This is a genomic window from Mesorhizobium sp. P2_A12, assembly GCF_056405075.1.
On sequence record NZ_JBFUCU010000012.1, the window covers coordinates 35802 to 47592 of the forward strand.

The following is an 11791-nucleotide window of genomic DNA, read 5'->3' on the forward strand; positions in this document are numbered from 1 at the left end:
CTGCGTTTCCGTGAAACGACGAACCGCTCTAGCGCAGCCAGCCGATCGCCAGTTCCTTGACGGCATCGAGCGCTCGCTGCGGCAACGTGCCGACGCCGATCGACTCGGCGGCGAAAAGCGGCGTTTCCTGGCTGAGCGTGTCGCCGATCCAGACGCGCAGCGCGCCCACCGGTTGCCCTTCCTCCACTGGAGCGGCAACCGGGCCAGTGTAGACGATCTTGGCCGTCAGCTTGTCGCGGTTGGTGATCGGCAGGAAGATGGCGATCGGACCCTTGGCCTTCAGCGCCACGCCGGATTTCGCGCCGCCAAAAACCTGGGCTTCGCCGACCACCTCGTCCTTGGCGAAGATTTCGGTCTTCTCGAAAGAGCGAACACCCCAGTCGAGCAGTTTTCGCGCCTCTTCGGCACGTTCCTTGTCGCTGGCCAGTCCGCTTATCGCCGCGATCACCCGCGTGCCGTTGTGGTTGACCGAACCGACGATGCCGAAGCCTGACGTCTCGCTCGCGCCGACCGCCAGGCCGTCGGCGCCGATGTCCATTGCCAGAAGCGGATTGCGGTTCCGTTGCGAGATCTTGTTCCAGGTAAAATCCTTCTGGCCGTAGTAGTGATAGAAATCCGGATAATCGCGCCACAGATGCACGGCCAGCAGTGCCAGCTCCCGCACCGTCGTCTGCTGGCCGTCCGCGGGCAGGCCGGTCGAATTGACGAACGTCGATGTCTTGAGCCCGATCTGGCGCGCGCGCTCGGTCATCTGTGCGGCAAAATTGTCCTCCGAGCCGGCCATGCCTTCGGCAATGACAATACAGCCGTCATTGGCCGCCTGAACCGTTACGCCCTGAATGAGATCCTCGAGCCGGATCGACGATTTGAGCTTGGCAAACATCGTCGAAGTTCCCGAAGGCGCACCACCTTTGCGCCAGGCGTTTTCGCTGACCACGAACGTGTCGTCGAGCTTCAGGCGCCCGGACTTTATGGCGTTGAAAACCACTTCCATGGTCATCAGCTTGGCCATCGAAGCCGGCGGTATCGGCTTATCGGCATCTTTCGAAAACAGCACCGTCCCGGTTTCGGCGTCGATCATGAAAACCTGCGCGGCCTTGGTCTCGAAAAGCTGCGCACTGGCTGGAGCCAGGGAAAGCAATAGTAGGCAAAAAAACAGAAGCCCGGCGAAAGGCTGGAGCAAGCGAAATTGCATGAAATTCGACCCGTTGGCCGGCACGTCCGGCAAGCCCGCAAAAAGTATCAGGCTTTTTCCGTGGCGGATCAACCGCGCAGTGGAGATCCGACCTTGCTTGCGCTCAGTTGCGCACAGCCAGCGCATCCGGCGCACCATGCGACCAGGCTGCCTGCAGCAAATCATCCAGATTGCGATGGCCGTCGGGATAGAGATTGACCGAATACCAATCCTCGCCATCGAGTTCTGAACGCTGGATCTCGATCTTGCCGAATGCGGCAAGCTGGGCGGCAACGCGCTTGGCGTCCGCCGCATCCTCGAACGAACCTGCCGCAACATAGTCGGTGGGCGAACCGGCAGACGGCGACTGACGCTTCCACGATTGAAGCAGGTCGGCCGGTGACATGCCGTCGCCGCCAAGCGCTGCGAAGGCGTTGGAGGCGCGCTCTACCCGCTCGTCCGCATAGGAGAGCGAGGCCACGGCAAACGGCGATTGCGGCGGCAGGCTGATCTCTGGGCGCTCCGGCACGATCGGGCCGAAATCCGGCAATGCCAGGTCGCCATAGGCCGGCGACTGCGCCGGCATGACCGCCTGGGCCGCCCCCGAATCGGTCAACTGGCCAGGAAACGGCACGGCGGCGGCACCAACGGGAAGGCTCGGCGACGGTCCGTTCATGGCGACCATGACGCCGGTCGGCAGTCCATCCGACGGATCCGGCGCCCTGTTGCCGGGATGGTAGGAGGCCATCAGATACTGGTCGTCATCGCCGTCGAGCGGTGCGCGGCCGACATACTCGACCTTCACCTGCGCGGTGCCGATGTTGGCATAATCAAGCATTTGGGCGGCGCGCTCCGACACATCGATGATGCGGCCTTCGTGGTAGGGGCCGCGATCGTTGACGCGAACGATGACCGAGCTGCCGGTCTTGAGATTGGTGACGCGGGCATAGCTTGGCAGCGGCATGGTCGGATGCGCCGCCGTCAGGTGTGTCATGTCGTAGACTTCGCCATTGGCGGTAAGCCGGCCGTGGAAGGCATCGCCATACCAGGAGGCCAGACCGACCTTGGCGTAGTGCTTGTCTTCCTTGGGGTAATACCACCTGCCCCGGACCTGATAGGGCTTGCCGAGCTGGTCCCGGCCGCCGCCACGCTGCAGCCGCCCGCCCCGGAAGGCCACACGTGGGCTTGCCTTCGCGCCGTATTCGGATTCGGAGAAATATTCCTTGGAGCGGGTCTTTTTGTAGACCATCGCTTTGGGTTCAGGCGATGCGCAAGCCGCCAGCAAGGCAGCCGATACCGCCAACAACGCGACTGTAGCAGCGCGACGAAGACGCGGGTGCGTCACAGCCTGCATTTTTTCAGATGTCCCCTACAGTCTCAATGAAAGACGCCGCCATCTAACCGCCAGAGGAGCCAAAGCACTCACTCGACAATACCAACGACGCCGTGAACCCCGATCCTTTGTGCGCAGGAATTGTTTATCACGGTATTAATCGATTATGGCCGGAACCGGGCAATATTGTGGCACGGTGCCTTTGCGGCCAGCCGGCGCGCGCTCTGGAAGCGGCTGGCGTCGAGTTCATCCCCGAGAATGGCGGCGGCGCCGGGGTACGGCTGCGGAAGAGGTCCTAGCCTTAGCTGGAAGACCGCATGATTCCACACATCGCCAGCCCTGGTTACTTGTCCGGCGGAACTTCGACGGTAATCTTGATCGCGGCATAGTAAGCCGCAGCATTGGCGATGTCTTCATCGCTCAGGCTCTTGACGACCAGCGACATCATTTGACTCTTGCGCTCTCCGGCCTTGTAAGCCATCAGCGCGTGGACGAGATAGTCGTACTTCTGGCCGGCGATATTGGGCGTGTAAGACAGTTTGCCGAGGCCATCCTTGCCGTGGCACGCTTGGCATTTCACCATGACTTTCCGGCCGGCGGTGCTGTCGCCTGCTGCCTGGGCAAATGAAGAGGTGACCACGAGGGCAGCCAGGCCAAGGATCAAACCACGCATACTATGCTCCGGGAATGCTCCGTCGTCCGTGGCCTTTTAGATCGGACGACAAGGCATCCTACACCCGGCGAGGCGGCGTTGCGAATCCTACTTCACCGGCCCTGTCTCCTACCATTGAATGAACGGCGCATCCCTGCCGGTGGGTGCGCTGGGGCGCCCGGAAATGCTCGCTGCTAGGCGATAAGAGCGGCTGGACGATGCTCTTGTGTAGCCGCTCCGCCTCGGCGAGGAAGCGCTCGATTTCAGCCTCTGAAAGCTGCTTGTGAAGTTTGGTCCTGGCCATAGGCGATCTCCGTTGAAGGGGTCGCCGCAACGGAAGGATTATAGTTCACGCCCGCAAGCGCTGTTCATTCGATGGTACGGGACCGGCCCCTGAAAGGATGATGGCCACCCGCACTTAGCCTTAATTGAGCGACTTCAGATGTGGTTGTAGATTCACTCGAGCGGGAGATCTGACCTCCCCCGCAATGGCCGGTGCAAGCTTTAAGTCCGGCACCCGTCGTCGACTGCGGATGTACCAGCGACGGCGGGAGCAGCGGCAAGCACCGGCCTTCAGGGCAAAGTACCGCCCAGCCAGCGCCCGTTCACTCATGCCGCTAAGCAGGAGTTGCGCGTCGACAAAATCATCAGAGAATTAGTTCGTGGACGACCGTCACCGAATCTTTTGGCGGAACCTGGAGTGGCAACTGGTGCAATCCTGCAAAATCATGTGCACCAAGTGTTCTGCGGGCAGCGTCGCCGGATCGGGTTCAGCCGCGTTAGTGCGCTTCCCCAGCAGACTTCCGCCGTCCATCATCGTTCCAGGCCCCATCCGCATTTCGGCGTTGATTTGCGGGGGCGCATTCGCAGCCTCCTTTGCCAGTGCAGTTGCGAGCGTGGCGATGTGGTGAGCCAGCGCCTCAAAACTTCGTCGGTCTTGGTCGATTTCCGGTTTGGCACCGGACAGTGGACCGAGCGATCCGGATGGAAACTCGCCAACGAGGCTCCCGGTTCGATCTCGTAGGGTTTCGGCAGCGTCTCGAAATGCAGCAGCGTTGTAAGGGACTTGGCCGTTAAACATCCCAGCAAGCGTTTTTGCAGCCGTTGCCATTTGTTTCATGGACGCTTGGCGGGCCTCAATGAGTGCTTCACTGCCAACCTTGGCAGCGGCCAGGCCTGAAACACAAGCCAGTGCAAGCCCCACCGCAAGGACGATGCGTTTCACCGAGTTGTGCGCTCCCCAGTGCGGGCAGGCCGCAACTCCAATGTTCATGCGCCTACCTCCAAGTCACGCTTCGGCCATACACCTTCCAGCACATGGAAGGTCAACCCGTGTGAACTCGCCGGCAAGCGGCGAATGGTCACTCCGGCACGCCAGCGTCATAGTGGACGATGGCATCAAGGATCGTGCGATAGAGGCTGTCGACCTCTTCGCCGATCTCGATCCCCCGAATTCCGATCACCGCCGCTCAGCAATCAGTTTGTGGGTGAGCTCGTCAACCGAGATGACATTGGGCCTACGCCCTCGGCCCATCACGTCCAGCCTCGGCCAGGGCGTTCGGTAAGTTCGCTGTTGCGCATGGCTCGCGTTGGCCTGTCTCATTTCGGGACAAAAAATGCTGGCACCGGTTTTGCACTGCATAGATTGCCGGTACCCTCCTCCTACCGGTCCTGATCGGGGATCAGGAAGTAAACTTTCGCCGGGCTTGAGGGATTGGGGTTCCTTCGCCCGGCGAGTTTTCTTTCAATGCAGCACCATGGCGCCTACGACGGCCCGCGAGGAGCATCGCTTGAAGCTTGGCATGGGCAAGGATGGGAAGGATCTGGCCTTTCCGATGTGGGATGGCCGCATTCGAACCCCTCGCCCGTTCTCGAAACAGTTCGCTCGGGAAGCAGAAACTGCTGGTGTTCCGCAAGTCACCTTCATGGCCTCCGGCATACCCACATCACGCATCTGTTGTGCAGCGGCGTTCCTGTGCATGTCGTGTCGGCCCGCGCCGGCCACGCCAATCCGTCCAGTCACCCTGAACATTCATGCGCACCTGCTCCCAGGACAGCAGGAAGGTGCCGCAGCGGTGGTTGACGCGGCCCTCAATGCCGCACTACAGGAATGAAGCGCGAACCAGTCGGGAACGCCTTCGGTGCCAATCCGGTGCCAACAGGCCGAAGCCAGCCGGCAGCGCACTACCTAAGTGATTGAAAAATCACAACGGAGGAATGGCCGAGCGGTTTAAGGCACCGGTCTTGAAAACCGGCGTGGGTGCAAGCTCACCGTGGGTTCGAATCCCACTTCCTCCGCCATGTTTTTAAGCAAGACATTGATCATAAATCAGAAAAAAAGCGGCGGCACGACCTGCCACACTCTCACTAGCCATTGAATTATCGGACATGGAATAGTTGCGATGTCCAGTCATCTAGGACGACTGGCGCAGTCCGGGCACCTACCCAAAGCAGTCCAGTCCGATGGCAAGAGAGATGCACCTATGCCAACAAAGCAACGCGGTACATACGGAATTCAAGCAGGAATTTTAGCTGGTCCTCAAGAACAGCGTTGAATACAGTCGTGACCGTGACATAGAGTATCAATCTAGGGGCGTGGGCATAGGATTTCGGAAACAAATGTTCCGCAATTGACCTGTCGGCGCGAAGCCGCGGAAAGCGATTGTGTCTTTTGGAAGGTGGTTGTGGCCGATCATGATGGCGACAGGCATGGGTGGCTGTCACCAAGCCGAGAATTGGACGGCCGCCTGGTCAAAGACAGACCGGTCACGGAAAAGGCTCATGACTCGGAACCTCCTATGCGTAGGAGCTATCGTGTCATCCATTGTCGGACCTCAGCCCGTACAATCCTATCCTCGAAATCCGCAACGCCCGATGAATGCCAAAACCTGCGAGCAGGCGCTGGCGCGTCTGCACGAAGCACGCCTTGGAAGCCCAATCATTTCGGCAGCGGAAAATCGGGAAGTCCTTCGCAGGGCACTCGAAGTGGCAGAACGGCTATGCGGCAAGGACAAAGTGAACGACGGCAAATAGGCCAGTCGGACATGCGGGTTGCGAGCCTCGTGCTGCATTATAGATAATAAGCGGCGCTGCCGCAGGAAACGCAGAGGGGGAAGGCAATGCCAAACGTCACCGAAACAACGGATGCGGCGTCATCCATCGCCACGAGCTACACCCTGGCAGTCGGCCAGACAGCAACTGGCCATTTGTCTTCGGCCGGCGACCATGATTGGTACCGGGTGCACCTGGTGGCGGGCCAGACCTACACATTCGCGGAAGTCGGTGAAGGTGCGCGTGTCAGTCCGACCGTCGGCGACAATGTCGAGGATACGTTCATGGCTCTCATGAACGCATCCGGAACATTGGTTGCGTCCAACGATGACGTCATCCCGGGCCAGTACCGCTATTCGACGATCACCTACACGGCCTTGACCACCGGCGATTACTTCATCAATGCCGGCGCGTATAACGATGGTTACGTGGGGCAATATGGCGTTTCCGTAGTGAGCGGAACCCGGGCCAGCTACGACGAATTGATGGGGGCGGGCGCGATCCTGAGGCCCGGAAGCAGCTGGAGCACAGCGCCCGGGCAGCCGGTGAACGTGACATGGGCTGTGCGAATGACGGACGTCAATTGCACGGACTCGCAAGGGTTTGCTGCCCCCTTCAGCCCGTTGAGCTCTGCGGAAATCGCAGCCGTCAAGTCCGTGCTTGCCATGTATTCGTCGGTCTGCGGCCTGACTTTCACGCAAGTCAACCCCGCTGGCACCAGCGACAACGCGACGATGCTGTTTGGAAACTACACATCGAAGCCGGACCCCGCAGGAGCCTACGCAATTTACCCGGGAACGACCGCGCCAGGCGACATTTCCGGAGACGTGCATTTGAACACCGACGCCGTCGACACGGGAAATCTGCCGATCGGCTCTTACGACTATCAGACCATTCTGCACGAAACAGGCCACGCGCTCGGCCTTTCACATCCGGGCGAATACAATGCCGGGTCCAATCCGACCTACGGCAACGATGCCCAGTTCATCCAGGACAGCAACCAATACAGCGTGATGAGCTATTTCGACGAGACCAACACCGGCGCATCCGACTACAATGACTATCCCGACACGCTGATGTTGTATGACATTCTAGCTGTTCAGCAGCTCTACGGCGCCAATATGACGACGCGTACGGGCAATACCGTCTACGGTTTTGGTTCCAATGCCGGCAACGTGTACAACTTCGCCCTGAACCCCTCGCCGGCAATCTGCATTTGGGACGCTGGTGGTGTCGATACGCTGGATGCGTCCGGGTTCGGCCAAGCCCAAATCATCAATCTGGCGGCAGGCAGTTTCTCCGACATCGGCGGCGGCCACCGCAATGTGTCAATTGCCTTCGGCGCGACGATCGAGAATGCCGTTGGCGGTTCCGGCATTGACACGCTGATCGGCAATTCCGGCAACAATTTGCTGAACGGCAAGGGCGGCGCCGACACGATGCGCGGCGGCGGAGGCAGCGACACCTACTATGTCGACAATGCCGGCGACCATGTCATCGAGGCCAATGGCGGCGGCACCGACAACGTCCAGGCCTATGTCAGCTTCAACCTCTCCGGCCAGGCGCTGGAGAACCTGGCGCTGCGCAGCGCGGCTTCGATCAATGGCACCGGCAATTCCGCTGGCAACATCATCACCGGCAATTCCGGCAACAACGTCATCAACGGGCTCGCTGGCGCCGACACAATGAGCGGCAGCACCGGCAACGACACCTACTACGTCGACAATGCCGGCGATCATGTCATCGAGCTGAACGGCCAGGGCACCGACGGCGTCTTCAGCTCCGTCTCCTTCAACCTGTCGGGACAGGAACTGGAGAAGCTGACGCTGACCGGCGCGGGCAATATCAACGGCACCGGCAATTCGATCGCCAACATCATCAACGGCAACAGCGGCAACAACATCATCGATGGCCTCGGCGGCGCCGACACCATGAGTGGCAGCACCGGCAACGACACCTATTACGTCGACAACGCTGGCGACCATGTCGTCGAGCTCAACGGCCAGGGCACTGACGGCGTCTTCAGCTCCGTCTCCTTTAACCTGTCGGGACAGGAACTGGAGAAGCTGACGCTGACCGGCTCAGGCAATATCAACGGCACCGGCAATTCGATCGCAAACATCATCACAGGCAACAGCGGCAACAACATCATCGACGGCCTTGCCGGTGCCGACACCATGAGCGGTGCTCAAGGCAACGACACCTATTATGTCGACAATGCTGGCGACCACGTGATCGAGCTCAACGGCCAGGGCATCGACAATGTCCAGGCCTATGCCTCGTTCAACCTCTCCGGGCAGGAACTGGAGAATCTGGCGCTGAGAAGCACCGGCAACATCAACGGCACCGGCAACTCCACCGACAACATCATTACCGGCAATTCCGGCAACAACGTCATCAACGGCCTCCTCGGCAATGACACGCTGTCCGGCAGCACCGGCAACGACAGTTTCGTCTTCACCACGGCGCTCAACGCCTCGACCAACGTCGACCACATCACCGACTTCTCGGTCGCCGACGACACCATCCAGGTCGACAACGCCATCTTCGCAGCGCTTGGCGGCAACGGTACGCTGACGGCTGACCAGTTTGCCGCCAGCGCGTCGGGCGCCGCCACCAATGCCAACCAGCACATCATCTACGAGACGGACACCGGCTGGCTCTACTATGACAGCGACGGCAGTGCGGCTGGCGGCTCAACCCATTTCGCCACGCTGGCCGCTAACCTCGCGCTGACAAACGCCGATTTCGTCGTGGTGTGAAGGTAGGAGCGGTTCATCGTTTCAATGAACGCAAAACCGCTCTTTCTTTTTGTTTGACACAATTCCGGACAGGAAACTGTTTCACACTTTTCCTGGAATTTCTCCGAGCGTAGCGGACACCGTTATCTATGATCCAAACTGTCGCCGAATATTATCGTCCAACAACCGCGGGGGGTGCGCGATGACTTTGACAAATGTGACCGTGACACAGGCCCGGAATGGGCTTGTTGACGTGGACGGTGCGAAGTGGTCCGGCTCGACGATCACTTACTCAATTCCAGGCGCCGGTTCACTCTGGGAGACAGAATATGGATCGGGAGAGCCTTTCGACGCTCAGTCTGGACCTTTCAACAGCACCCAGGCGGCGAGCTTTCGGACCGCCTTGTCTCTTTGGGACGCGTTGATCGCGCCTTCGATAACTGAGGTATCGGATGCAATCCCCGGGAAAATCCGCGTCGCATTCACCGACGTCACAGCGCGCGAGGGCTCAGGCATAGCCGCCTATGCCTATGGCCCGCCCCTGCCCGGCAACACGGCAATTGCCGTCAACGGCGACATCTGGGTCGACGAGACCTATAAGTCATCCAGTTTCGCCCAGCATACCTCTGATTTCCAGATTCTCATCCACGAATCCGGGCATGCCCTAGGACTGAAACACCCGTTCGAGGCGCCGACTGTGCCGGCGGGATACGACAGCAGAACCTACACGGTGATGAGCTACACCTCGGAAGACTATTTCTTCACTTGGTCAGACGGCGGCGGCGGGGGCATCGCTTACAGTGTCGAGGGAACGTCGTCCTTTACGCCAATGGTGCTCGATATCATGGCGATTCAGTCCCATTACGGCGCAGATCCGACCACTGCCACCGGCAATACGGTCTATGCCTTTACCGACAATGGCTTGAATGGCAGGCAGGCGATCTACGATGCCGGCGGCACGGACACTCTAGACCTGTCCGCGCTTTCCCGAGGTTCGACCGTCGATTTGCGCCCCGGCGCCTATTCGGATCTCGACTACTACAATGTCGAGAATCAGATAGCTGACCTCACCGCGCAATTTGGTGGCTTTGGGGACTTTATTCGAAACACCCTGACTGATCCGACCACCCCGGCCTATGAATGGGAGCGAAATCTGGGCCTTGCGTTCTCGACAACGATCGAGAACGTCATCGGCAGCGCACATGCCGATACCGTCATCGGGAATAATGTTGGCAATGTCATCGACGGCCGTGGTGGCGCCGATATCATGCAAGGCGGCATCGGCAACGACACCTACTATGTCGACAATGCCGGCGACCTTGTCATCGAGGCCAATGGCCAAGGCACCGACAATGTACAGGCCTATGTCAGCTTCAGCCTTTCCGGCCAGGAATTGGAGAGCCTGGCGCTGCGCAGCGCGGCCTCGATCAATGGCACCGGCAATTCCGCTGCCAACATCATCACAGGCAATTCAGGCAACAACGTCATCGATGGGCTCGCCGGCGCCGACACGATGAGCGGCAGCACCGGCAACGACACCTATTATGTCGACAATGCCGGCGACCATGTCATCGAGGCGAATGGCGGCGGCACCGACAACGTCCAGGCCTACGTCTCCTTCAGCCTCTCCGGCCAGGAGCTGGAGAACCTGGCGCTGCGCAGTGCAGCTTCGATCAACGGCACCGGCAACTCCATCGCCAACATCATCAACGGCAACAGCGGCAACAACATCATCGACGGCCTCGGCGGTGCCGACACGATGAGCGGCAGCACCGGCAACGACACCTATTATGTCGACAACGCCGGCGACCATGTCGTCGAGCTCAACGGCCAGGGCATCGACAATGTGCAGGCCTATGTCAGCTTCAATCTTTCCGGTCAGGAGTTGGAGAACCTGGCGCTACGGAGCTCGGCTTCGATCAACGGAACCGGCAATTCCGCTGCCAACATCATCACCGGCAATACCGGCAACAACATCATCGACGGCCTTGCCGGTGCCGACACCATGAGCGGCGCGCAAGGCAACGATACCTACTATGTCGACAATGCCGGCGACCATGTCGTCGAGCTCAACGGCCAGGGCATCGACAATGTGCAGGCCTACGTCTCCTTCAACCTCTCCGGGCAGGAGCTGGAGAACCTGGCGCTGCGCAGCTCGGCTTCCATCAACGGCACCGGCAATTCGATCGCCAACATCATCACCGGCAATTCGGGCAACAACGTCATCGATGGCCTCGGCGGCGGCGATACGATGAGCGGCAGCACCGGCAACGACACCTACTACGTCGACAATGCCGGTGATAAAGTGATCGAGCTCAACGGCCAGGGCACCGACAATGTGCAGGCCTATGTCAGCTTCAATCTCTCCGGTCAGGAACTGGAGAACCTGGCGCTGAGAAGCACCGGCAACATCAACGGCACCGGCAATTCGATCGCCAATGTCATCACCGGGAACAGTGGCGCCAACGCGATCGACGGCCTCCTCGGCAACGACACGTTGTCCGGCAGCACCGGCCAGGATGCCTTCGTCTTTACCACAGCGCTGAACGCCTCGACCAATGTCGACCGCATCACCGACTTCTTGGTGGTCGACGACACCATCCAGCTCGACAACGCGATCTTCGCAGCGCTTGGCGGCAATGGCACGCTGACTGCGGACCAGTTCGTCAAGAACACCACAGGGCTTGCCGGCGACGTCAACGACCATATCATCTACGAGACCGACACCGGCTGGCTCTACTATGACAGCGACGGCAGCGCCGCTGGCGGCTCCACCCATTTCGCCACGCTGACCGCCAATCTGGCGCTCACCAACGCCGATTTCGCCGTGGTCTGATCCG

At 59.9% G+C, this 11791-nt stretch carries 8 protein-coding genes and 1 tRNA gene; 5 read left to right on the top strand and 4 right to left on the bottom strand.

Annotation, left to right across the window (positions count from 1 at the left end; translation table 11 throughout):
* Positions 1-28: 28 nt before the first annotated feature.
* The 4 genes from AC1DZU_RS22685 to AC1DZU_RS22700 form a co-directional block, all read right to left on the bottom strand.
* On the bottom strand, positions 29-1195 hold the full coding sequence (locus AC1DZU_RS22685; RefSeq protein WP_477288525.1) for a D-alanyl-D-alanine carboxypeptidase family protein: 1167 nt from the start codon (positions 1193-1195) through the stop codon (positions 29-31).
* A 103-nt stretch (positions 1196-1298) separates the two neighbouring features.
* Positions 1299-2528, bottom strand: coding sequence for a septal ring lytic transglycosylase RlpA family protein (locus AC1DZU_RS22690; protein ID WP_477288527.1), 1230 nt, complete (start codon positions 2526-2528; stop codon positions 1299-1301).
* Positions 2529-2850: 322 nt separating this feature from the next.
* A complete protein-coding gene (locus AC1DZU_RS22695; RefSeq protein WP_477288529.1) occupies positions 2851-3180 on the bottom strand; it encodes a c-type cytochrome in 330 nt (109 codons plus the stop codon).
* A 652-nt stretch (positions 3181-3832) separates the two neighbouring features.
* Complete coding sequence (locus tag AC1DZU_RS22700; RefSeq protein ID WP_477288531.1) at positions 3833-4432, bottom strand: c-type cytochrome; 600 nt, start codon at positions 4430-4432, stop codon at positions 3833-3835.
* 517 nt (positions 4433-4949) lie between these two features.
* Between AC1DZU_RS22700 and AC1DZU_RS22705 the strand changes: the two genes are divergently transcribed.
* From AC1DZU_RS22705 to AC1DZU_RS22725, 5 genes are all read left to right on the top strand, one after another.
* Positions 4950-5273: a hypothetical protein gene (locus AC1DZU_RS22705; RefSeq protein ID WP_477288533.1), complete on the top strand. Its 324-nt coding sequence runs from the start codon at positions 4950-4952 to the stop codon at positions 5271-5273.
* Positions 5274-5370: 97 nt separating this feature from the next.
* A tRNA-Ser gene (locus AC1DZU_RS22710) sits at positions 5371-5460 on the top strand.
* A 573-nt stretch (positions 5461-6033) separates the two neighbouring features.
* Entirely contained in the window at positions 6034-6192 is a 159-nt protein-coding gene (locus tag AC1DZU_RS22715; RefSeq protein WP_167392394.1) for a hypothetical protein, read from the top strand.
* Positions 6193-6278: 86 nt separating this feature from the next.
* Positions 6279-8972, top strand: a complete 2694-nt coding sequence (locus tag AC1DZU_RS22720; RefSeq protein ID WP_477288535.1) for a M10 family metallopeptidase C-terminal domain-containing protein — start codon at positions 6279-6281, stop codon at positions 8970-8972.
* 181 nt (positions 8973-9153) lie between these two features.
* Positions 9154-11787, top strand: a complete 2634-nt coding sequence (locus tag AC1DZU_RS22725; RefSeq protein WP_477288537.1) for a matrixin family metalloprotease — start codon at positions 9154-9156, stop codon at positions 11785-11787.
* Positions 11788-11791: the final 4 nt, after the last annotated feature.

Excerpts from the sequence above, each read along its gene's own strand:
- AC1DZU_RS22685 (WP_477288525.1), bottom strand. The coding sequence starts at position 1,195 with ATGCAATTTCGCTTGCTCCAGCCTTTCGCCGGGCTTCTGTTTTTTTGC.
- AC1DZU_RS22690 (WP_477288527.1), bottom strand. The coding sequence starts at position 2,528 with ATGCAGGCTGTGACGCACCCGCGTCTTCGTCGCGCTGCTACAGTCGCG.
- AC1DZU_RS22695 (WP_477288529.1), bottom strand. The coding sequence starts at position 3,180 with ATGCGTGGTTTGATCCTTGGCCTGGCTGCCCTCGTGGTCACCTCTTCA.
- AC1DZU_RS22700 (WP_477288531.1), bottom strand. The coding sequence starts at position 4,432 with ATGAACATTGGAGTTGCGGCCTGCCCGCACTGGGGAGCGCACAACTCG.
- AC1DZU_RS22715 (WP_167392394.1), top strand. The coding sequence starts at position 6,034 with ATGAATGCCAAAACCTGCGAGCAGGCGCTGGCGCGTCTGCACGAAGCA.
- AC1DZU_RS22720 (WP_477288535.1), top strand. The coding sequence starts at position 6,279 with ATGCCAAACGTCACCGAAACAACGGATGCGGCGTCATCCATCGCCACG.
- AC1DZU_RS22725 (WP_477288537.1), top strand. The coding sequence starts at position 9,154 with ATGACTTTGACAAATGTGACCGTGACACAGGCCCGGAATGGGCTTGTT.